The 22,783-nt window shown below is 64.5% G+C and carries 21 protein-coding genes and 1 tRNA gene; 11 read left to right on the plus strand and 11 right to left on the minus strand.

Translation table 11 applies throughout. The features are described from left to right. Positions 1-14: 14 nt before the first annotated feature. The gene (locus tag HYR72_24470; GenBank protein MBI1818148.1) at positions 15-353 is read left to right on the plus strand and encodes a P-II family nitrogen regulator; all 339 of its coding nucleotides are present in this window, start codon (positions 15-17) and stop codon (positions 351-353) included. 7 nt (positions 354-360) lie between these two features. Next, a complete protein-coding gene (locus HYR72_24475) occupies positions 361-513 on the plus strand; it encodes a hypothetical protein (protein MBI1818149.1) in 153 nt (50 codons plus the stop codon). 189 nt (positions 514-702) lie between these two features. On the opposite strand, the gene HYR72_24480 is transcribed toward HYR72_24475, so the two are convergent. Continuing rightward, positions 703-3,093 carry a glycosyltransferase family 39 protein gene (locus HYR72_24480; GenBank protein MBI1818150.1) on the minus strand — a complete coding sequence of 797 codons (2,391 nt, stop codon included), beginning with the start codon at positions 3,091-3,093 and terminating at the stop codon, positions 703-705. A 153-nt stretch (positions 3,094-3,246) separates the two neighbouring features. Between HYR72_24480 and HYR72_24485 the strand changes: the two genes are divergently transcribed. The 4 genes from HYR72_24485 (at position 3,247) to HYR72_24500 (ending at position 6,845) form a co-directional block, all read left to right on the plus strand. Continuing rightward, positions 3,247-3,729, plus strand: coding sequence for an Rrf2 family transcriptional regulator (locus HYR72_24485; GenBank protein ID MBI1818151.1), 483 nt, complete (start codon positions 3,247-3,249; stop codon positions 3,727-3,729). A 50-nt stretch (positions 3,730-3,779) separates the two neighbouring features. Beyond that, complete coding sequence (locus HYR72_24490) at positions 3,780-4,133, plus strand: 4Fe-4S dicluster domain-containing protein (protein ID MBI1818152.1); 354 nt, start codon at positions 3,780-3,782, stop codon at positions 4,131-4,133. Between the two features lie 93 nt (positions 4,134-4,226). Beyond that, positions 4,227-5,426, plus strand: a complete 1,200-nt coding sequence (locus HYR72_24495; protein ID MBI1818153.1) for an acyl-CoA dehydrogenase family protein — start codon at positions 4,227-4,229, stop codon at positions 5,424-5,426. Between the two features lie 51 nt (positions 5,427-5,477). Further along, positions 5,478-6,845, plus strand: coding sequence for a 3-oxoacid CoA-transferase subunit B (locus HYR72_24500; protein MBI1818154.1), 1,368 nt, complete (start codon positions 5,478-5,480; stop codon positions 6,843-6,845). Here HYR72_24500 and HYR72_24505 read toward each other — a convergent pair. From HYR72_24505 to HYR72_24515, 3 genes are all read right to left on the minus strand, one after another. Next, positions 6,825-7,139, minus strand: coding sequence for a hypothetical protein (locus tag HYR72_24505; protein ID MBI1818155.1), 315 nt, complete (start codon positions 7,137-7,139; stop codon positions 6,825-6,827). The genes HYR72_24500 and HYR72_24505 overlap by 21 nt on opposite strands. A 177-nt stretch (positions 7,140-7,316) precedes the next feature. Then, on the minus strand, positions 7,317-8,213 hold the full coding sequence (locus tag HYR72_24510) for a TIGR03619 family F420-dependent LLM class oxidoreductase (protein MBI1818156.1): 897 nt from the start codon (positions 8,211-8,213) through the stop codon (positions 7,317-7,319). A 31-nt stretch (positions 8,214-8,244) separates the two neighbouring features. Then, entirely contained in the window at positions 8,245-8,757 is a 513-nt protein-coding gene (locus HYR72_24515) for a hypothetical protein (protein MBI1818157.1), read from the minus strand. Between the two features lie 108 nt (positions 8,758-8,865). On the opposite strand from HYR72_24515, the gene HYR72_24520 reads away from it, so the two are divergent. Then, complete coding sequence (locus tag HYR72_24520) at positions 8,866-9,558, plus strand: iron-containing redox enzyme family protein (GenBank protein ID MBI1818158.1); 693 nt, start codon at positions 8,866-8,868, stop codon at positions 9,556-9,558. On the opposite strand, the gene HYR72_24525 is transcribed toward HYR72_24520, so the two are convergent. Next, positions 9,555-10,493, minus strand: a complete 939-nt coding sequence (locus HYR72_24525) for an RluA family pseudouridine synthase (protein MBI1818159.1) — start codon at positions 10,491-10,493, stop codon at positions 9,555-9,557. The genes HYR72_24520 and HYR72_24525 overlap by 4 nt on opposite strands. Positions 10,494-10,510: 17 nt before the next feature. Further along, positions 10,511-11,059 (minus strand): hypothetical protein, encoded by a 549-nt coding sequence (locus HYR72_24530; GenBank protein ID MBI1818160.1) that lies wholly within the window; start codon positions 11,057-11,059, stop codon positions 10,511-10,513. A 36-nt stretch (positions 11,060-11,095) separates the two neighbouring features. Between HYR72_24530 and HYR72_24535 the strand changes: the two genes are divergently transcribed. The 3 genes from HYR72_24535 to sppA all read left to right on the plus strand — a co-directional run bounded on the left by HYR72_24535 (position 11,096) and on the right by sppA (position 16,214). Continuing rightward, a complete protein-coding gene (locus HYR72_24535; protein ID MBI1818161.1) occupies positions 11,096-12,220 on the plus strand; it encodes an aminotransferase class V-fold PLP-dependent enzyme in 1,125 nt (374 codons plus the stop codon). 482 nt (positions 12,221-12,702) lie between these two features. Further along, positions 12,703-14,493 carry a DUF4838 domain-containing protein gene (locus tag HYR72_24540; protein ID MBI1818162.1) on the plus strand — a complete coding sequence of 597 codons (1,791 nt, stop codon included), beginning with the start codon at positions 12,703-12,705 and terminating at the stop codon, positions 14,491-14,493. Positions 14,494-14,501: 8 nt separating this feature from the next. After that, positions 14,502-16,214: a signal peptide peptidase SppA gene (gene sppA, locus HYR72_24545; GenBank protein MBI1818163.1), complete on the plus strand. Its 1,713-nt coding sequence runs from the start codon at positions 14,502-14,504 to the stop codon at positions 16,212-16,214. A gap of 293 nt (positions 16,215-16,507) precedes the next feature. On the opposite strand, the gene HYR72_24550 is transcribed toward sppA, so the two are convergent. Further along, positions 16,508-17,482, minus strand: coding sequence for an NADPH:quinone oxidoreductase family protein (locus tag HYR72_24550; protein MBI1818164.1), 975 nt, complete (start codon positions 17,480-17,482; stop codon positions 16,508-16,510). 130 nt (positions 17,483-17,612) lie between these two features. Beyond that, positions 17,613-18,113 (minus strand): hypothetical protein, encoded by a 501-nt coding sequence (locus tag HYR72_24555; GenBank protein ID MBI1818165.1) that lies wholly within the window; start codon positions 18,111-18,113, stop codon positions 17,613-17,615. Positions 18,114-18,241: 128 nt separating this feature from the next. On the opposite strand from HYR72_24555, the gene HYR72_24560 reads away from it, so the two are divergent. Next, positions 18,242-18,315 (plus strand) — tRNA-Arg (locus HYR72_24560). Positions 18,316-19,033: 718 nt separating this feature from the next. Here HYR72_24560 and HYR72_24565 read toward each other — a convergent pair. From HYR72_24565 to HYR72_24575, 3 genes are all read right to left on the minus strand, one after another. Further along, positions 19,034-20,215, minus strand: a complete 1,182-nt coding sequence (locus HYR72_24565; protein MBI1818166.1) for a hypothetical protein — start codon at positions 20,213-20,215, stop codon at positions 19,034-19,036. A 190-nt stretch (positions 20,216-20,405) separates the two neighbouring features. Then, positions 20,406-20,792, minus strand: coding sequence for a hypothetical protein (locus HYR72_24570; GenBank protein MBI1818167.1), 387 nt, complete (start codon positions 20,790-20,792; stop codon positions 20,406-20,408). A gap of 62 nt (positions 20,793-20,854) precedes the next feature. Then, the gene (locus HYR72_24575) at positions 20,855-22,747 is read right to left on the minus strand and encodes a S8 family serine peptidase (protein MBI1818168.1); all 1,893 of its coding nucleotides are present in this window, start codon (positions 22,745-22,747) and stop codon (positions 20,855-20,857) included. Between the last annotated feature and the right edge of the window lie 36 nt (positions 22,748-22,783).

Below are 22,783 nucleotides of genomic sequence, written 5' to 3' on the forward strand. Positions count from 1 at the left end.
AAAGGATGGTAGACATGAATAAGATCGAAGCCATCATCAAGCCGTTCAAACTCGACGAAGTGAAGGAAGCGCTCGCCCGCGAGGGCGTGCAGGGTCTGACGGTCTCCGAGGTGAAAGGGTTCGGGCGCCAAAAGGGGCACACCGAACTTTACCGAGGAGCGGAGTACGTCGTCGACTTTCTGCCGAAAATCAAAATCGAAATTCTCGTCCGTGAAGAGGACACCGCTCGCATTACGGAGGTGATCCTCAACACGGCGCGCACGGGCCGCATTGGCGACGGCAAGATTTTCGTCCTTCCGGTCGCCGACGTGATCCGCATTCGCACCGGCGAGCGCGGCGACCACGCGATCTGAGGTCCAGATGCCATCCTCAATCCTCATGATCGGTGGAAGCGTCGTCATGGCCCTGCTGGCGGCTGTGGTGTTGTTGCACGCCCCGCTGATTCCAGCGGTGTTGGGAGCTGGCGGAGCGGGTGTGCTGATCTATTGGCGCGCCCGCCGCGCGCCGGCCTGAGCAGCGATTCGACCCCATGTCGGCCGTCACGAGGTGACTGCATTGCGGTGCACCCCCGCAACCAGTCGCCCGTGGCGGTCGACACTCTCTCCCGTGATCGGCACCCCCTTTGCCGTAGCGGGAGAGCTGGGCGGTAAGTGAGATGCGTACGCATCGGAGCTTGCCGCCCTGTTCTTCGTAGGCAAACATTCAGAATTCGTACAGGTAGTATACGGGGCGACCCGTATGATCGCGCTGCACTTGGGGTACGACACGTAAATCGGCTTGGGGTGTGCCATCGTCTCGCCGTCCGATGACTGATGGATTGTGTTCTACGAACTCGTCGCCGATCACCACAATGTCGGATTGCTTGACGGGACCGAGCCGACCGAAGTCCGGGATCTCCTCGTTCGTCAGTTCGTGAGCGGTGAATTGGCCGCGGGCAAGGAACGCGCATTGATTGGAAGACCAGAAGGCGACATCAGCCGTCCAGTAGACGTGCACGTCACGGCGTTGTCCGAGGTATTCGCACAGTGTCCGGCCAGTGAGGTCCATTTCATAGTCGGCGGTCGGATCGGCAGGCTCAAGCACGAAGTATTGGTACGCGTTGACCACCGTGGCGCCGATCACCAACAGAGCGATCACAGTCCGCCGAACGGACGCGTGCAGCGGCGCAAGCACGCTGGTCGCACCACGCGCCGCGAAGAGGATCGCCGGCGGGGCTAGCCCAAGGTAGCGCGTCGCGTGCGGCGCATCGCGGGTCAGACTCGCCAGCACTAAGAAAGTCAGGAACCAACTCCACAACATCCGAAGCCCGCGTCGATTGGCCGGGGCCACGGGTGCCGCGAAACCGATCAACAGCAGCGTCGCTGTGATGGGATCGAGGTGCGGCGCTCCAGATAAGTTGTGTCGGATCAGCTCTTCACCACGGTGGTTGAGCGAGAAGAAGCCCTTGCCGATCTGGTGCAGCCACGGCAGCGGCGTGCGGTAATACGCCATGTACTGAGTGAGCGATACCTCGTTGTAGCGCTCCCAGAAGCGTTGCGGCTGCTGCCATGCGAAGAGCAGCAATGGGGCGGCGAGAATGACTCCGAGCAGCCCGCTCGCCAGCAGTCCACGCCAGCGTCTCGTGATGCCCGCGCGCTCGCGGCTGATCAGTTCAATGCCGAGAAACGCGAAGGCAGTCAGCGGCACGGCACGAAACGCCGCGTAGGTGTACAAGCCGGTGGTGAACATCAAGGCGGCGAGCAGCAGGCTCACCATCGAACGGCGCCCGCCGCGCAGTCCCCACAGCAACAGCGCAAAGCCGCTGGCGGACAGGAATGGCACGCAGTTCACTTCCCAGGCCATGCGGTTGTAGTGGATGTTCCAGCGCGACACGGCCAAGAAAAACGCGGCCCACAATCCCACGCGCGCACCGAAGCCGATTCGCCCAACGGCGTAGATGGTGACCACCGCGGCGACGCCGAAGGCGACCGGCAAGACTTTCAGACTCAAGTAGCCAACGCCGAAGAGGCGCAGGCAAGCACCCAGCAAGTACAGAAACAGCGTGGGGCGACCGCCGATGCTGTCGTTCCATAGTTGCAGCTCATCGCCACTCCAGAGTTCGAGCGCGTCGTTGCCGTTGATCGCTTCGTCTTGATAGAAGCCAACCGGGATGCTGTCGAGTCGATAGACGCGCAGGCCCACCGCGAGAAGTAGGATCGCGAACAACAGCAGGCGCTCGTAGCGCACCGGAGCCGCTGGCGATTGGTCCTCGCGCGCGGAGCACACGCCCAAGGCGGCGACGAGCACGCCGAACGAGACCAATGGGAGCCAGCTCCAGGCGGCCCACGCATGGTACTGAAAGCTGGTATACAGATCGGTGGTGAGCAGAAGCAGCTGGGCGCTGGCCGCGACGGCTACGATGAGTCCGACGCGCGCCATTGCCGACAGCTGCAAGAGGTTCGGCACGACCCGGCGCCGCAACAGCGGGCCGGCAATCAGCACGGCGGCGACACTCAGGAGCACCGCGAGTCCGATCAACCACGGCTCCGCAGCCTGCCACCGATCCATCCAGATGGCCCGCCCGCTCACCGGCGGAGCGGGAACCCCCGGAACGCTCAGCGAGAACAGCGCGCCATGATCGTAGCCCTCGTTGATCAGCTTGAGCGCGATCAGATTAGGGCCGGCGTTCAGCAGCGCCGAGATGTCGTAGGCCTCGCCCGGGAGCGGACTCCCTCCGTGCGGACTGGCGCCGACGAAGCGGCCGTTGACGTACAGCTCGTAGGCATCGTCGACCCACACGTGGGCGAGCGCCCGCGCGGCGGGCGGCGCGGCCAGATCGAAGTGGCGACGGACGCAGGCGACATCGGCGCTGGTTGCCTCCCAGAACGGCCGCGCGTCCGCGTCAACCGCCGTCCAATCCTGTGGCCACAGCAGCAGCCATGGCCACCGCACCGGCGGCCACGTAGAGTCGTCGGTGGCGGGCTCGGCCCACCCTTCGGGACAGTCCGGCACGCCGCGCCACTCACGATCGCCGCGCACGGTGAGGGCACACACCGGCGTGCTCAACGCGATCATCACGATCGCGACTACGCCTGCGCGCCATCGGAGCATCATCGGCTCGACCCTTATCGCAGGCACGCCGCCGGCGTCCATCGGGGCGTTCGCGGATGAGCAACAGTGACGAGCGATTGACCTGCAGGTTGGAGGGAGTCTAGATTTGTTCCATGCGCGCCTGGCAACCAGCACGACCGTGCGTGGAGACCGCCAATGACCACTAAGCGCGCTCTGCGCAGCACGCGTGCGCATCGCAGCTCGATCATGAACGTCGGTCGCCGCGTCGACTACGCGGTACGGGCGTTATCCTATCTGGCCGGGCAGCCTTCCGATCGCGTCGTGTCCCGCGTTGAGATTCAACAGCACCAGGCTATCCCACCTCATTTCTTATCGAAGATCCTGCGCGCGCTGGTCAACGCCGGATTTCTCGACTCGGTGTCGGGCAGCCACGGTGGCTTCCGCCTGACCCGCGCTCCCGATAGCATTTCGATCCGCGAGGTCTATGAGAGCGTCGAGCGGCCGCTGTCGTTGATCGACTGTGTTGAGTTGCGCGGCGAATTCTGCCAATTCGCTCCAGTCTGCACCCAGATTGATGTGTGGGCGGGCGCGCAACAGATGTTGGCGGACTATCTGGCGCGAATTACGATCAGTGATATAGCTGATCAACCAGGCTTGGTGGCCCGGTTGCGGGGCTAGGGGACGCCGGCACCGCTACTGCCCCAGGCAGTTCGAAGGAGGACGACCGAATGGCGTACATCATTACGCGGCTGTGCCGCGATTGCGTCGATACCGCATGCGTGGCCGTGTGCCCGGTGGATTGCATCTACAAGTACACCGGCAGCGATGCGGCCACGTTTCCGCATCAACTGTATATCCATCCCGACGAGTGCATCGATTGCGGCGCCTGCGAGCCCGAGTGCCCGTGGCAAGCCATCTTCGAGGAAGCCGGGGTGCCCGAGGTCTTCAAGGACGACACCCCCCTCAACTACAAGATGATGGAGCACACCGGCGATTTCGAAGTCTGCAAACACGAGCAGACGCCCCGGCCGAGCGCCGAGGAGATCGCGGCCAATAAGAAAAAATGGGGTTGGGACAGCTGAGCATTGCACGGTGGCGGGTGCCCGAGACGAACCGTACGGACACCCGCCACCGAGTACGTTCTCGGGCACCGCTGCCATGACGGCTTCCGAGGCATGACGGTTTCCGAATCTTGGCAGTCCTTCGATCTGTTCGCGCCTACCGACGAACATCGCTTGCTGGCGCAAACGCTAGCCGATTTCGTCACCAACGAAGTTGCCCCGCAGGCCGACGCCTTCAATCGCGAGGAACGCTTCAACCTCGCCTTGTTCCGCCGCGCCGGTGAACTCGGGTTGCTTGGTCTGACCGCGCCAGATGTCTACGGTGGGGCAGGGATGGACGCGGTCGCTGCCGTCATCGTCCACGAAGCGCTATCGACCGCCGACCCCGGCTTCGCGCTCGCCTACCTGGCCCACAGCGTGCTGTTCGTCAACAACTTCAGCCGCAACGCGAGCGCGGCGCAGTGCCAGCGGGTGTTGCCCCGTGCCGTCTCTGGTCAATGGATCGGTGGCATGTGCATGACCGAGCCCGACGCCGGAACCGACGTGCTCGGCATGCGATCAACCGCTCGCCGCGAAGGCGATCACTACGTCCTCAACGGCCGCAAGACCTTCATCACCAACGGCGCCCTCGACGAGACGACCCTCGGTGATGTGTTCTTGGTTTACGCTAAGACCGGCGAACGCTCGCTGAGCACGTTTCTCGTCGAGAAGGGCTTCGCGGGGTTCAGCCTCGGGCAGAAGCTGAAGGATAAACTCGGCGTTCGCGCGTCGATGACCGCGGAGTTGGTTTTCGACACCTGCATCGTCCCGGTCGACAATCTGATCGGCGCCGAAGGCGACAGCACGCGGCACATGATGCGCAATCTCGAATTGGAGCGCCTCACGCTCTCGGCCATGTCGCTTGGCATCGCGCAACGCTGCCTACAAGTGATGGTCGACTACGCGAACCAGCGCAAGACCTTCGGTGTGCTCATTCGCGAGCACGGCCAGATCCAGCGCCTCATCGCCGAATCGTATGCCGAGTACAAGGCCGCGCGTTGCTACGTGTACGAAACCGCCCGCCGCCTCGATCTCACCTCATACGGCAACCGCGTCGATGCCGACGGAGTGAAGCTCTTTGCCGCTCGCGTCGGCAAGGACGTCGCCGACCGCGCGATTCAAGTGCTCGGCGGCAACGGCTACATGGGTGAGTACGTGGTCGAACGCTTGTGGCGTGATGCCAAACTGCTCGAGATAGGCGGCGGCACGCTCGAAGCTCATCAGAAGAACATCACCAAGGATCTGTCGCGCGCTCCCGAATTGATCCGGCGCTAAGGGGATGCCACGGACAAGGTCGTTGACAGCGCGGCCGCAGCGGTCGCCGACATTCCTGACGGCGCCAGCATTCTGCTCGGCGGGTTCGGCGTCATCCAAGGCTGGCCGTCCAGCCTCATCACCGCGCTGCAGCAACGCGGCTCGCGCGCGTTGACGATCATCTGCAATACGCCGGGAGTTGGACCCACCTCGCCGCAGATCCTGTGCGAGAGCGGCCAGATCCGAAAACTGATCGCCAGCTTTGCCGCGTATCCGACCCGGCCGACGCCGGTCGAAGCCGCCATCAAAGCGGGCGAGATCGAGCTCGAACTGGTGCCGCAGGGGACGCTGATCGAGCGCGTGCGCGCGGGCGGGGCCGGACTGGCGGCGTTCTACACGCCGACCTCGGTCGGCACCGAAATCGCCCGCGGCAAGGAAGAGCGCCTCTTTGATGGCCGCCGCTACGTGCTCGAAACCGCGCTGCGCACGGACTTCGCGATCATCCGCGCCGCGTGTGCCGACCGCCACGGCAACCTCGTCTATCGACGCGCCGGCCGCAACTTCAATCCCCTGTTCGCCACGGCGGCGCGCACGACCATCGCCGAAGTCGACGAGATCGTCGCGCCTGGCGATATCGACCCCGAATCCGTGGTCACGCCCGGCGTGTTCGTCGATCGCGTGGTGAAGTGTGAGCGCCCGCTCAACGTGAGCGCCATTCGCGAGCTGTCGCGGCGCTACGGCAAGCAGTGGGATCTTGAGGTTCGGCAACGCACGGTCGGGCCGCAGGGCATTCCGCCCGATCTAATGGCGCGCAAGGCGGCGCTTTTGCTGCGGCGCGGCGAGTACGTCAACCTCGGTCTTGGTTTGCCGACACTGATTTCGAACTTCATCGGCCCCGCCGATGACGTGATCTTGCACTCGGAGAACGGCATGCTGGCGTTTGGTCCGCTGGTGACCGACGGCAGCGAGGACATCGATCTCTACAACGCCAGTGGCCAGCTCGTCAGCCTGTTGCCGGGGGCGAGTTTCTTTCACAGCTGCGATGCGTTCGCCATGGCGCGTAGTGGACGCGTCACGACGGTCGTGCTCGGCGGCTTTCAAGTATCGGCCTCGGCTGATCTTGCCAATTGGAATGTCCCCGCAACCGGCGTGGGTGGCATTGGCGGGGCCATGGATCTGGCCGCGGGTAGCGCGCGCATTCTCGTGTTGATGTTCCACCTTACGCGCGACGGCGAGTCGAAACTCGTCGAGCGCTGCACCTACCCGCTGACCGCCATCGGCTGTGTGGCGACTGTGGTCACTGATCTTGCCGTACTCGACATCGACGCCGATGGATTTCTGGTGCGCGAACTGGCGCCCGGCGTTACGACGGACGACGTGCGCCGCGCCACCGCCGCGCCCGTGCGCTTCGCGTCCGATTTACATGAGATGGAGTTTTGAAGGCTGCGCCGCGCGCAATAGTGCCGACCAGCGTTTTGCCGGCTCGTTGCGGATGTCCTTGAGAACTTGGCCACGCACCCACTCGGAGTCTATGCCGAGAAAACCGCAGACGTTCAAGAACGAGCAGGGCCAGTCGCGATCTTCGCTAAAGATCCAATCGAGATCGGCTTGTGCAAAGCGGACGCAGTACGCCGGTCCCTCGAGTCCCTTGCGAATCAACCGGATCGCGTCTTCGAGCACAGCCATGAACAGGCGACGCTCCGCGTCGGCGCGCGAATTGTTCGCTCCACTCATCGAACTCACAGCAAGAATCACCGGCAGGTGGCGCTCGGCGTGTGCGCGTCTTGGTTGCATCCGTGTCCCAAGTATCCCAGTGTGCTCAAGCTCACCATCCCACGATCACCCTACGGATAGCGTCGCTGCACCCTACGTCTAGATCGGCGTCAGTGCGGAAGCGGAATTCCCCACGCCTCAGGCATGGCTGCGTCGCAGCTCGGCACGCTCAGCGAACTCTTCAATCAACTCGAGTGCGTGGGCGAAGCTGCGCGCCCAGAACAGGATCGGCGCGTTGGCGATGGTCACGCCAATCGCGGCCATCCGCGGCAGGCGTTCGAACAAGTCATCCATCGATGTCGCGCCGCCGGCCGATGCGATTCCGAGCGTCGCGCTATCGCGGCCGGCCTGCTCGGCGAGGCGGCGAATCTCCGCGATGTCGTTGGCGAGATCGTCCAGGCGCGGACGTGGAACCGCCACCCAGCCATCGCCGAAGCGCGCCACGCGTCGCAATGCCGCTGGGCTGCTGCCGCCGATCCAGATCGGTGGCGGTTGTTGTATGGGCTTGGGAAAGAACGCGGCGTCGCGCAGCGTGAACCAACGGCCGCTGAAGTTGACGCGTTCCTCGGTCCACAGCGCGCGCAGGAGCGTGAGGTACTCGTCCATGCACGCGCCGCGTTCGCTGAACGCTATCCCGAGTAACTCGAACTCTTCGCGCAACCAGCCGCCCCCGACGCCGAGCAGCAGCCGTCCGCCGGACAGCACATCGAGCGTTGCCAACTCCTTCGCCAAGACGATCGGGTTGCGGTACGGCAACACCATCACCGAGGATCCGAGGCGAATGCGCGAGGTGATCGCCGCGACATACGACAGTGTCGCCACCACATCGAGGATCGGATCGGTGACCGGGTAGGGGAAGCGCCCGCCATACGGGTACGGCGTGGTCACTTCGGATGGAAAGATGATGTGCTCCGCCGTCCACAGCACGTGATAGCCGAGCCGATCCGCACTGACCGCAACCTGCCGGATGCGTTCGCGCACCTCCGGACCGCGCGCCCACGCGCCGAACTGCGGCAGCAGAACACCGAACTCCATCACGCCCTGGATCTCTCGAACTCTTCAACCCCTACAGCCGAGCCTGCATCTCGAAGGTGTTGCGATATGGCCCCAACAGGCCGATGCGAATGAACGCCTGATAGAGATAGTCGGTGAGTGCGCGGCCGTCGCCGGGGCGGTAGACGTCGGCGACGCGAATCTCGAACTCCGGTCGATCGCGCTGCAGGCGCTCGGCTATCGCCAATCGCTCCTCCCACTCCGCAACCGTCGGCACCATGAAACCGCTATGGTCGTTGTAGTCGACCTCGACGCTCTCCAAGCCGACCAGCGCAAGATCCAGCTCGGGATCTTGCGCACGCAACCGGGTCACCGCCGCATGGAGCGACGCCGCGGCCGCGACCGGACGGAAGTACAGCGCGGCCGCGTGCAAATCGTCGCCCAGGCGATAGCCGAGCAGATGCGGCTTGCTGACGATCTTCGCCCACGGGAACAGCGCATCGAAGCAGGCTTCGATCAGCGGCAAGCGGGCCGGCGGCACGGCGTAGTTGTTGTGGTTCCACCGATGCTGGACGGGGTCGGGCATGTTGTCCTCCGAGATTACGCGATTGCTCGGAAACCGGCCGGCGCGCTATGTACCGCGCCGGACGCGGCATCACAAGGAGGGCATATGGGTCCGTCGAACGATCGGGCAATGAGCCCGCGCGAGTTCCTCGACGAGTGCTACACCTTCAAGCGCGAGCACGCACCGCAGAGTGCGTTCATGCGCCGTCTGATGGCCGGGAAGTGTTCGCGCGCGGAACTGCAGCGCTGGGCGAAGGATGCGTACTACTACACCGAGCCGGCGGTGCCGACGATCGCGGCCTGGCTGAGTCAGGCACCGATCGTTCCCGATCGCTCGATCTACAAGGCCCTCAGTCGCAACCTCGCGGGCGAGATGGGCTACATCCGCGAGGCCGAGCACTTCGAACTCTACGTGCAGTTCCTCGATGGTTTGGGCGTTCCGCTCGACGAGGTGAAGGCGTACCTCCCGTTGGCGTCAACCCTCGGCGCGGCGGCCGCGATGGGCTACTTCTGCCGCTCGTCATTCGAAGAAGGCCTGGGCGCCTTCGGCCTCGCGGTCGAAATGCAGGTGCCCGGTCGCGCCGCCGGTGCGCAGGTGATCTACGATGCGCTGAAGAGCTACTACGATCTCGATCGGCGCACGTTGGAGTTCTACGAAATCCACGTCGAAGCCGAAGACGAGCACGGCGACAATGCGATGAAGGCGGTCGAGTGGTTTGCGCAGACCTCCCAGCAACAAGCCCGCGTCCGTCGCGCCTTCCGCTGGAGCGTGCTCGCGCACACCGCGATGATCGAAGGATTCGATCGGTTGCTCGACGTTTAGGTGTAAGTGGGTCGGTGCCCGAGAGTCGCGCGCAAATCCGCCGGCAACGGGCTCTCGACGGTGACGCGCTCGCGGGTGCGGGGATGAGTGAAAGTGACGCGCTCGGCGTGCAGCATCTGTCGCGCCGCGCCGCGCCCACCGTACAATTCGTCGCCAATGATGGGATGGCCGACGAAGGCGAGATGCGCTCGAATCTGATGGCGCAACCCGGTGGGAATCTCGATCGCGAGTACGGTGCGGGTACCGAGCCGCCGCAACGGCCGGTAGCGCGTGAGGGCAGGGCGGGCATGCCACGCCACAGCTTGATCGGGATTGTCGCACACGCGCATGCGACGGCGATTGCGCGCATCATGGGCTATCGGGGCGGTGATCTCACCGGACGCAGCTACATCGCCATCGACCAGCGCGACATATTCTTTGTTGACCGTGTGCGCGCGGAATTGCCGCCGCAACGCCGCGTAGGCATCGACGGTGCGCGCAACTAACAGCACGCCGGATGTGTCGGTGTCGAGGCGATGCACCAACCCCGGCTCACGCTCGTCCTTGCCGACCGCGCGGCTGAGCGCGCGCAGCTCGGGAAAACGATCGACCAGGAAGTTGGCAAGCGTGGCGGTCTCATCGGCCCGCAACGCGTGTGACGGCAGGCCGGCGGGCTTGTCGAGCGCGATGACTTCCGTATCTTCATAGAGGATCGGCACGTCCAGACTCGCATTGGAAAGCAGGGTCGCAGCGCCGGGATCGCTCCAGTCGTCAATCTGAACGGCGTCGCCGGGCTGGAGCGCGGCGCTCTTGTGCACCCGCCGCCCGTTTACGCGTACGCCCCCGCCGGCGATCAGCGCGCGCACGCGCTGGCGCGACGCGCCGGGAAGCGTCCGCGCGAGAAACACATCGAGGCGTTGCGCCGCGCTGTCGGCGGCCATCAGCAGATCGAGCATGCGCGAAATCGAGCCGATTAGTTGTTCGACAGACCCGGACGCAGTTGGCAGTCCACCTGGCGCAGGAACTCGGCGAACGGATGCGTGCCCGGGCTGCTGGCGAAGTAGGCTTTGCGCACGTAGTCGAGCGCGCTTGAGTAGCGCTCGAAGTTTTGCGACAGATCCTCAAATAGCAAAAAGCCTGCGCGGTAGAGTGCGGTATCGAGTTCAGACACCGCCTGGTAGGACCGTTGCCCGGTGGTGATGTAGTAGTTGAGATATCCACGCCGCTCGCTGTGACTGCGGAAGATCCCGCTCATGAACAGCGCGTAGTCGCCGATGTACTGGCGCATCTCACGTTCGCGCTCCAGCTTGGTCCGCTCGCTGGCTCCGGGCAACTCGATCATCGTATCGAGCAGTTTGTCCAAGCGCTCGCCTTCGATCGTGGTGAGCCGGAGCAAGTGCGCGCTGTCGGCAAAGTCGGCGAGGACGGTGCCGACGTGGTCGACCACCGGTGGTTCCGCCAGCTTGAGCTCCCAAAACGCGCGTTGCACGATGGTGTCGAAAAATCGCTTCAGCCGTTCCATGGATTGGGATTATAAAGACCCGGGCGGAGGTCGGCAATGAAATTCGAACGATGGCGCGCGGAGTTTCCGGCGAGCGAAGGGCTGATCCACTTCAACCACTCGGGTCGCGCGCCGGTGCCGCTACGCACGACGCGGGCGGTAAGCGATTTCATAGCCGAGGCGACCGTCGTCGACAGCGCCACCTATGAACGCTGGCAAGCCCGTACAACGGCGGTGCGCGAGTTGTGTGCGCGGTTGGTTGGAGCGACAGCCACGGAGATCGCTTTCATCGCCAATACCTCGACTGGACTCTCGCTGATCGCCTCCGGCCTCACCTGGCGCGCCGGCGACAACGTCGTCGCGGTCGACGGCGACTATCCCTCGAACGTCTATCCCTGGTGGGGGCTGCGTCGCTTCGAGGTCGAGACCCGCATGGTTGCACCGCGTAACGGTCGGGTCACGGTCGACGACATCCGCACGCTCGTCGATGACCGCACTCGCGTGGTTACCGTCAGCGCGGTCGATTGGCAGACGGGATTTCGTTGCGATCTTGCATCAATCGGCAGCTTCTGCCGCGAGCGCCGCGTCTTGTTCTGCGTCGACGGCATTCAAGCCGTGGGTGCGCTGCAGATCGACGTTGCGCGCGCCCTGATCGATTGCATGGCGGTGGGGGGTCACAAGTGGTTGCTGGCGCCCGAAGGCTGCGGCTTCCTCTTCGTCTCGCGTCGCGTGGTCGAGCAGCTGCAACCGTCGCTGCTGGGTTGGAACAGCGTCGTCGATCCCGACAACCACCTGCCGTATCATTTCGATCTGCGGCCGGATGCGACACGTTTCGAGTCCGGGTCGCCGCCACATCTGGGCGTCCACGCGCTCGGTCCCTCTCTCGAATTGCTCCACGAAGTTGGCGCGGCAGCGATCGAGGCGCGGGTCATCGATCTCACCGCGCAACTCGCCGCGGGGCTACGCCAGCGCGGTGCCGAGATCGTCAGCCCGTGGGGTGCGCGCGAGCGCTCGGGGATTCTAACGTTTCGCCTCGGGAGCGATCCGGCGGGTCTGGTCGACAGGCTCGATGCCCAGGGCGTTCTGTGTCGGTCGCGCGCCGGCGGCGTGCGCTTGGCACCGCACTTCTACAACAACGAACACGATATCGCGCGCTTCTTCGCCGTGCTTGACGCGGTATAGCGCGCGTGTGCCGGCTGCGTCCCGCGCAAATTTCGGGGCTCGCAAACGTCACTAGCATGCGATCTTCTCTGAAGGCGTAGGGGCGATGCATGCATCGCCCTCCGTCTTCTCCGCGGCAGGTACCCCAACCTTGATCTGCCATACCATGAGCGGCGGGGTTGCGGCGTGCCCGCACAACCTGCGGAGCAGGCATGTCCCACGGTGCCGTTCTTAACATCATTGCGAATGACGTCTTGGGAGGGCGAGGCTCCCGCCGAGCCGCCGCACCATCGCCGCGCCGCGGCTCGCCGGAAGGCTCGCCCTCCCGGATGCGCCCACCGATCGTTTGTCCCATCAGGGTTAGTTCGCGGGCGACGCATGCGTCGCCCCTACAGAGAACGGGACATCAGTAGGCAGGAACGGCATGAGAGCGCGGTGCCCGCGTAGCGCAGTAGCGCCGAGTCGGGCTTGAGTCGCTGCCGGAAACGTCGCAAGCTGCGACGGTGACGACAGGACAGTCGATAAGCCTTCCGCTCGATACGAGCGAACCAGTCCGCTTCGCCGCCGGCGAGTTGCGGCGCTACGTCGCGGCAATCACCGGCGTTGCGCCGCCCATCACCCCGGCGGCGGCGGCGGCCAACTCGCTGCGCCTCGGCGCAGAGCCGATGACGGGCATAGCAGTAGCGCGCGGGGGCGATGCCTTCGAAGTCCAGCCGACGACCGATGGTGCGGTGATTCAGGGAGCATCGCCGCGCGCCGTGCTCCACGGTGTTTACGCGCTGTTGGAACAATTCGGTTGCCGCTGGTCGCTGCACAGCCGCAACGAAGAGGTAGTCCCGCGCTTCGACACGCTGCCGGCCGTGCAATCGATCCGCTCGGCTCCGCGCTACAGCGTGCGCGGCTACAGCGCCGATATCATGACCTGGCACTACGGCGACTCCGCACAGTTCGCCGAGCACCTGGCCGCGGACTACGAGTTTGTCGACTGGATGGGCAAGTCGGCGGCCAACGCGTATCTGTTCATCCGCCATCCGTTTGACTCGCAACTGACGATCCCCGAGTTGTTGCCCGAATTCGCGCGCCGCGGCATCGCGGTCGAGTATGGCGGCCACGTCATCCCACTTCTGCTGCCGCGCGAGCTGTTCAAGGACCATCCGGAGTTCTTTCCGCAACGGGCCGGCGGCGAGCGTACGGAGTTCGGCAACTTGTGTACGGCGAACGCCACAGCGATGCATCTCGCCAGCGCGAATGCGGTGCGCTACGTGCGCGAGCATCCCGAGTTGAGCGTGCTGCACATCTGGGGTGCCGATCTGTGGGACGGTGGGTGGTGCCACTGCGCGCAGTGTGTCAGCGCGACGGTACAGGATCAGAGCCTGCGCCTGTGCAATGCGGTCGCCGGGGCCCTCGCCGCCGAGGGTGTAACCCGCCCGGTCTGCTACATCGCGTACCACGACACCATCGATCCCGACCTGCACGTGCGACCCGCGCCGGGCGTGTGGGTGGAGTATGCGCCGCGCGAGCGCTGCTACGGACATGCACTCGATGATCTGACGTGTCGCACCAATCGGCACTACCGCGAATCGCTGGAGCGCTATGTCGAGCTGTTTGATGGCCGCGTGCGCATCTTCGAGTACTACGCCGACGCGATACTGTTCTGTGGGTGCGCCGTACCATTGGCGGAGGTCATTGCGGCTGATCTCGACTACTTCCATCGCCTCGGCATTCGCGAGATTACCAATCTCCAGTTCGGCGCCTTCAGTCTGTGGGCGTATCCGACGAACTTCCTCGCCTACGCCGCCGCCACGCAGGCCGGCGGATGCGATGTGGCCCAGCTCCGCACCGGTTACGCGCAGCGATTCGGAACCCACGCTGCGCTGATGGCCGCCACGCTGGCTGAACTGGAAGCGATCATGCGCAACGTCGTCACGTTCGGCGACATCCGCCGACCGCCGACCAAGGCGGATGCGGTGCAACGATTGCGGCCACGCGTCGAGACGGCCACAACGCACCTCGCGGCGCTCGCCGATCGCTTGAAGTCAGCCGGTGACAATCCCGCGATCGCCGCACAACATGGTCTGCTGCGGTACACCAACGGGGTCTTACTCGGCGTCCTGCATCAGCTCGACAACCTACCGGCCGCCGCGGACTATGAGATGGCGATGGCGATCATGCGCGACATCGACCGCCGCTTCACCGGCTTGTGGGGTGCTGTCAATCTGCCCGTCATTCACGCGTATCACTCACACGCTTATGACACGCGCGCCAATCACGCACGCGAACCGAACACGCCCTGAGGTATCGTATGAGCGGTCGCCGCATCCGGATTCTCCTGCTCCTTCTGCTGGTCGTGCTAGTGGGCACGCTGCTGGCCCGTAGCTACCTGCTGCCCGCACGCGTCCCGCCGCAAAGCGTGTTGCTCCTCGAATTGGCGGGTGCCTACGCCGAAGCTCCGCCACCCGACGCGCTCGCACGGATCTTTCGTCGACACGAGCAGACGCTGCTCGACCTCGTCAGCTTGCTGCGCCGCGCCACCAAGGACGATCGAATCAAAGGCGTGGTACTGCGCGTCGGCAAGCTCCAAATCGGCTGGGCGAAGGCGCAAGATCTCCGTGAAGCGCTGGTGAACTTCAAGGCCAGCGGCAAGCGATTGGTGGCCTACCTCGAACAGGAGGTCAGCCAGGGCAATCTCGAATATTACCTGGCGAGCGTGGCCAGCGAAGTCTATCTGCCGCCCGACGGCAGCGCGCCCCTGACGGGGTTGTCCTCGCAGTTCTTCTTCCTCGGTGGCGTGTGGGAGAAGCTCGACATCGAAATGCACGTCGAGAAAATCCGCGAGTACAAGACCTTTGGTGACATGCTTGCGAACAAGTCGATGACCGCCGCGCATCGCGAGATGGCGAACTCGCTGCTCGACAGCGTCAATCAGCAATTCGTCGGCGGCATCGCCTCCGCCCGCGGTCTCGACGACAGCGCGGTGCAAGCGGCGATCAACGACTGCCCGATTACTCCGGATGCGTTTGCGAAAGCACACCTCAGCGATGGGACCAGATTTCTCGATGAGATTCGCGAGGACCTGGTCGGCCCACACGGAAAATTCCTCGACGCCGCCGACTACGAGCCGCGTGAAAGTGGTTTCATGGGGTTCGGTGGGCGCCCGACGCTGGCGGTGATCTACGCCAGCGGCGCGATCCAGAGCGGCGATGCCGGCCGCGGGCTGTCCGGCGATGGGGTGGGCTCCGACAATCTGGTCGAGGCCTTCGAAAATGCGGCGGCCGATGACGCTGCGCGCGCGATCGTGTTTCGCATCGATAGTCCGGGCGGGTCCGCGCTCGCCTCCGATCTCATCTGGCGCGCCACGCAGATGGCGCGGGCCAAGAAGCCGGTGATCGTGTCGATGTCGGACGTCGCCGGTTCGGGCGGCTACTACATCGCGGCGGGCGCGACGCAGATCGTCGCCCAACCGGCGACGCTGACCGGCTCGATTGGCGTGGTGATGGCACGGCCTGACATCCGCGGATTGCTCGCCAAGCTGGGCGTGACAACGGAAACGATCACGCGCGGGAAGTACGCGCGTCTCGAAGACATCGCTAGCGGTGTGACGCCCGACGAGCGTGCGAAGATGATCGGCGCGATGCAACACATCTACGATGTGTTTGTCGATCGCGTCGCCGCCGGGCGGAACTTGAGCCGCGAGCGCGTCAACGAGATCGGCCGCGGCCGCGTGTGGACCGGCGCGCAGGCGAAGGAGCGCGGCCTGGTCGACGAGCTCGGCGGCTTCACGCGAGCGATCGAGCTGGCGAAACAGGCGGCTGGCTTGCCGATCGATCAAGAAGTGCGGTTGGTATTCTACCCGCACCGCAAGAACGTGCTCGAACGACTGGCGAACTACGTCGAAACGCGGAGCACCATCGCACTACCGGAGTCATGGCAGCGCGCGCCGGCGGTGCTGGCCCCGCTCGATTTTCCCGACGGCACGATGCTGGCGTTGATGGCCGAGAATATCGCGATCCGGTGAACGTTCGATCCGGCTTTGGCGAGATGCCCCTCGATACACCGCGCCTCGATACGAAGTCTTCGACTTCTACTCGGCGCGGTTACTCGGGGAAACGGTCGTCCGCTCGCATTATTTCAGCACCAGGTTGCGCACCGAGATAGTCCCGTAGGGTGGGCATTGCCCACCATTCGTCGCAGGCATGCAGCCAGCCACCCGAATCGGACGGGGCGGTGGGCAATGCCCACCCTACGCGATGTCTCCGGAGTCCAACGCGGGGAACTCCTCGCGACGAAGACACGCAGCCCAGATACCCGCTACGGAATGAGCAACACCTTCCCAGTACTGCGACGCGACGCGATCTCGTCCAAGGCTGCCGCCGCTTCGGCGAGTGGCCGACTCGAGGAGATGACCGGCGTGACGGCGCCGCGCGCGTAGAGTTCAAACAGCGCATCCATCGCTTGCGGAATCCGCGCCGGATCGTGCTGACGGTACGCACCCCAGTGCAAGCCGACGATCGAGATGTTCTTCAGCAAAATTCGATTCGCCTGGATTGACGGGATGCGACCGGAAGCGAAACCAATCACCAACAGGCGGCCGCCGAAGGCGATGCACTTAGTCGACAGATCGAAGACATCACCACCGACCGGATCGTAGATGACATCTGCGCCGCGGCTACCGGTCGCCGCCTTCACGCGTTCCACCCACTCTGGCGTGCTGTAGTCGTACGCCTCTTCGGCGCCGTGGGCCTTGGCCACCGCGAGCTTTGCAGGCGAACTGGCGGTGGCGAGGACGCGCGCGCCGAGCGCACGGCCAATCTGCACGGCGGCGAGTCCAACGCCGCCAGCACCGGCGTGCACCAGCAAGGTCTCGCCCGGTTGTAGGTTGGCGCGGTACACCAAGCCGAAGTACGAGGTCTGATACACGACGCCGAAAGCGGCGCCGTGTTCGAACGTCATCGCGTCGGGCATGCGGACAACTGCGACCGCTGGTGCCAGCGCGACGCTCGCGTATCCACCCCAGCCGAGCATCGCGAAGACGCGATCACCGGGCTTCACGTTGTCGACACCCGCACCGACGGCGCGCACGACGCCGGCGACTTCACCGCCGGGCGAGAAGGGCAGGGGCGGGCGCACCTGATACTTCCCTTGCGCCATCAGGATGTCGAAGAAGTTACAGGCGCTCGCGCGCACGTCGATGCAAACCTGGCCGGGCCCGGGCTCGGGATCCGGCAATTCGACCAACTGCATGTCTCGCGGTTCGCACCAGTCGTTCACGATCATTGCGCGCATTGTTCCGAACCTCCCTAGTATCGTTTCTCACAAACAGATGTCCGGTCCCCTGTAGGGGCGACGCATGCGTCGCCCTCCGATTGCTCCACTGCGCAGAAGGCGGAGGGCGATGCATGCATCGCCCCTACGCTCAGAGCGGACGGACCGATTCGCCAAGGATCGATTCAAGCACGAGCGCACTTGCCTCTTCGAGTTCCGCGCAGGCGCGGAACGTCTGCGCCGCGAGCGGGCTCTGCGCGTGCTGCGCGAAGGCTCGCCAGGTGGCGGCACCGAGGCGCTCGCCCTGCGCTTGAATCTTGAATTGTTGATGCAGCGGCCGGTCCGCAAAGAGCGACCGGTTGATATCTTCCACGCCAGGATTGTTGGCAAGGATCTCACCTTGCGTGGCGGCGGCGTTCGGGAACAGCGCCTCAATACGGCGCGCGATCTCCTCTTCGCGATCAGCGCAGGCCATGAGCTGCGACCGCTGCGTGGGATCGGATAGAGCGCCCGCCCAGCCTCGATAGCGCGTGGCAGCCAAGCGCTCGGCGGCGGCGATCAGCAGCGGTTGCTGCGCCACCGGAACGTGCTGCAGCACGCGGCCGAGAATCTCGCCGACGTTGGGAAGATCGGATTCGTGGGAGGAAGACATCGGTAGCTCCTTTGGCGTAGTCGCACTGCGATTCGTGTACCCATAGCACGGTGGAAGCCGACCTCAACCGGAGCAACCGCGAGGATTTGACGCGTCGGCGGTGATCGGTTACTCGATGTGCGCTTTTCGCCCCCGTAGCTCAGGTGGATAGAGCACAGGATTCCTAATCCTGGGGTCGTGCGTTCGAATCGCGCCGGGGGCACTCTTCTCTGCAAGCGACACCCCGGGCGCATCTCGGCCCGCGCGATTCAGGAATCCGCCACCCAAATCGGCCGGTATCGACCGTTTGCGTAGACCGGACGCCCTAGCCTACAAACGCGTCCGAGGGTGATGACCGAATGGCGAAGCGATCACAGCAACTCGCGCCTATCGTTCTGCTCGGTGGGCTAATCCTGGCCGGCTGCACGGAGAGCGTGCGCGTGCGCGCCAATCCAGGCGCGATCATCTACGCGAACGGAGCTGAGATCGGTGCCACGGAAACGATCTACAGAGTGCCTTCCCTCAACGTGCCGAAGAGCGTCGGATTCGAGGCAAAGTCCCCTGACGGGACAACGCAGTACGAGGCCGCATTTGCTCAGCACTCGAGGGGCCGAGTTGCTGGGATGGTGTTCACGCTCGGAATACTACGACTGTTTCGCACAAGCGCAACGTTGCCGGATAGAGTGGACATGCGAACGGTCGCCGCGACCGACGCCTCGGATCGGGAGCAACGCTGCCGGCATGATTGCGAGTCCGAACGCTTTACGTGTCTTGCTGGTACGAAGGATGAGACCGTTGCGCGAAGTTCGCTGCCGAGTGCCGCGGACTGTGCCGCAATCAGGAGCCGCAGTCCCCGACTACATGGGGCGTGATCTGGACGACGCACTGAAGCGGATGAGCAGGGAAGGGGCAGCAGAAACACCTTTCGCGTTGCATGGCGATCAGGGATGCGCCACCAAGTCATCCATCGCTTCGATCGGCACGCCTGGATTGTTCGTGTAGTAGCGGTGCAGCATCACGAACATCACCGCCGTTCCGATGAGCGAGAGCAGAATGGCGGTCTGCAGCGGCAGGCCGGACGCGATCAATCCCGCCGACGTGAAGCACCCGGCCACGTTGCCGATGTCCCAGCCGCCCTCAGTGGCGACGTGAAACCGCAACACGCAGGGCGAACGCTTGGCCTGTGTGTAGACGGATGTCATCAGCACAGGAACGTAGAGGCATGCGCCCAGAGGGCTCAACGCGTTGGCCGCAACCGCCAGCGCGGGACTGCCGGCGGCAATAGCTCTGAGCACGATCATCGCCGAGAAGATGCCCACCGCGATCCACACCATCCGCACGCCGTGGCCCGCATCGATGTATCGCCCCAGGATCATGCCGCTGATCGAGCCCACGATCGCGGCAATGGCCAACGCGCCGCCATAGTTGAGCAGGTTCTCACCGAGCGATTCGAACAGCGCGATCTGCCAAACGAACTCGACTCCGGCCGCCACCCATCCGTCGGCGACGAACAGTGCCGTACCCTGCGGCGCGGCGCGGAAGCCGCCCGCCACGTGCCGCTCGACACTGACATTGGGCGTCCAGAGCAGCGGCAGCGCGCCGATCATGACGATGACGGCACTCGCGTCGAACGCCGCACGCGGCCCGAACGTCACCAAAAGCCAGCCGGTCACAAACGGGCTGAAGATGCCGACGATGGTCCCGGCCGCCATTCGCACGCCGACCTGCGAGCCGCGATGCTGGTCATCGCCGAGCGTAGCGAAATAGGCGTGATGACTCGACCAATAGAAGGTGTCGCCAATGGCGCTGGTGACGACGAGCGCGTACAGCACGGCCCCGATGCCGGTCACCTCGGCGAGCAGCGGATACTGGAGCGCGCTGAGCAGCGTGCCGGTGACGAGCGTCTGCCTGAGTCCCCAGCGGGCCGCGAACCCGATGACCACGGGACGGATGCAGAAACGAGTCGCCTGAATGAGGCCGATGGCAACCAGCGCCGCCGGTACGGACATGCCCGCCTTCACCAGATAGACGGCGAAGAATGCCGCGCCGCCCGAAAGCGCGATGGAGTGAATGGCGTAATGGAAATTGAAAAGGTTGACGGCGTTGTTGCGAAAGAAAGCCATGGGGTGTCCGGCAGAAATGGATTGAATTGACACCCGTCGGCGCGGTCAATCCGCCGCCGCAAACGCCGGAGCGAATCGACGCAGTTGATCGCCACTCGATTCGGGACAAATCCTCACGCGTCGCCGGGGCTCGCGCGTTCGAATCGCACCGGGGGCAGTTTTCTCTTCGAAACGATCTCGAACGCGCGCGCTACTGGCAAGAGCAGTTGTTGCCGTTGTCTGACCCGCTCGTTCCGCCACAGCCGCCGCATGAGCAGTTAGCCTTTTGCGGGGTCTGACAAGTGATCTGACATCCGGCGCTGCTGTAACCGCTATCGCGGCAATTCACCGGCGAACAATTGCATGACGTGCTCGTGCTGTTACCGCCGCCGTCGTTGTTGTCGTTGCCATCGTTCAGGCGGCGATCACCCAGCCGTCCGCCCAATGGCCGCCCTTCAATCGCGACGGCAATGCTGCGACTATCGTGGGGAGTGGAAAATAGCCGCGCGCCGTCTCTAGCGGGCAGCAGCGAGGCCACGGCTGCGCGCTGGTACATCACGGCCGCGAAGATCATCACGACGAGGATCGCTGGCTTCATCGCCCATCTCCTTTGCTGTTTGCGGATATCACGGGGTCGACGGAGCTGTCGACCGTTTCCTACTACGGCAGCATCAACCGACCGTGCACGTCGCGGAAGAGCACGGCTTGTGACAGCAAGTTCGAGCCGATGGCGATTTGCAGGTTCATCGTCGCTGCGACGTTCGTCAGGTTGAGGCCGCGTCCGGATACTGTGAAGGTGTAGCCGCTGCCACTGCGAGCTTTGGCGATGCGCACGCTGACGCCGCCGTTGGTCGGGATGGCGGCGAGGCCGGTCACTCTCATGGCGCCGCTGCGATCGGGCGCGAGGGTAGCAGCGGCCACCGGCATCGAGAAGACCATCCCTTGGGGTCCGCTCACGTCAATGGTGACGGCGTCGTTGGCAGGGTCGAGATCGAGTCCGGCGGGCAACTGGAAGATACCGCTGACAGAGAGATAGTCGGAACCCACGGTGCGCCCGAAGCGAACCATACCGCGCTTGACCAGGAGTCCGATACCCGGGGTCACATCGACGCGGATCTCGGTGCTGGTGGTGTGATTCCCCGCCGCATCGTACGCGGTCGCGCGCAATCGGTGTGAGCCGGCGGTGAATCCCGCCGTGTCCCACGCAAAACCAAACGGCGCTACGGTGGCGCTCGCGTAGAAATGGCGATCGACTTCCAGATCGACGCGAACCACGCTGGCGTTGTCACTGGCGCTCACATCGACTGGAACCAGGCCGGAGACCAAGCTGTCCTTCGCCGGGTTGAGAATGTCTGCGGTCGGCGGCGTGAGATCTGGTGCGTGGCGGATCACGGTACCGGGCACCAGTGCGGCATAGGCATCGACGCGGCCGAAGCCGGCGTAAGGATCCCAACCTGCCGTGGCGATGTCCACCGCGTTGGCTGTCATGCGGGCCACTGCAGCGGTAGCCGGCATGCTGGGGTTCGCGCCGAGCAAGAGCGCGAAGGCGCCGGAAGCGACTGCCGCAGCGGGCGAGGTGCCGGTGACGCCGGCGTAGCCGCCACCGGGCACGGTGGTGAGAATGCCGACACCGGGTGCGGCGAGCGAGACATCAGCTCCATAGTTCGAGAAGACCGCGCGCCGATCGCGCGCGTCAGAGGCGGAAACCGCGACGACGCCATCGCAGGCGGCGGGGTAGAGCGGATCGGCAGTACCGTAGTTGCCGGCGGCGGCGACAACGACAACGTCGTGCGCCCGCGCGTAGTCGACGGCGCTCTGCAACGCCGGCGATGCGTCGGATCCGCCGAGGCTCATGTTGATGACCCGCGCACCGTGATCAACTGCGTAGGCGATGCCTTGGGTGATTGCGCTGTATGACCCCGACCCGTCCGCGCCAAGCACCTTGACCGGCAGCACCGGACTGTCGGGCGCGATGCCGGTCACGCCGATGCCGTTGTCCGGTTGCGCCGCGATGATCCCCGCCATCGCAGTGCCGTGTCCGTTGTCGTCGCTGGCATCGGTATCGTCGTTGACGAGATCGTAGCCATTGAGCACGTGGCCGAGGAGATCCGGATGCGCGGCATCGACACCGGTATCCAGGACGGCCACGACCGACGCGATAGAACCCCGCGTGAGCGTCCACGATTCGAAGGTGTTGATCTGGATCGCACCCCATTGCGCATACGCCAGCGGATCAGTGGGCAGTGCGGTCGCATGCGCGACGTGGTCTTCCTCGACGCTGATGAAGGCGCCGGAGCGGCGGAGCGCAGCCAACGCGCTCCGCAGCGCAGGCTGTGGGATGTCGACGACGCTGGTATCGAGTCCGACGATATGGCCGCGTATGCGGGCGCCGTAGTGCGCCAGCAGCCGCGCGCGACGGCTCGAAGACAAACCCGCGCGCGAGCGCAGCAGCACGCGTGTCGAGTCAGTGGCCGTTGCCGTGGCACTAGTCGCTGCGAGCAGCAGCGCCCCACCCACCAACACGCGCAATGAATGATTGTGCCCCCGTGCCATCTCGCTGCACAGAGGGCAAGGCACATGCCAGTCGCT

The sequence above is a fragment of the Deltaproteobacteria bacterium genome (assembly GCA_016178705.1).
Classification (GTDB): Bacteria; Desulfobacterota; Binatia; order HRBIN30; family JACQVA1; genus JACOST01.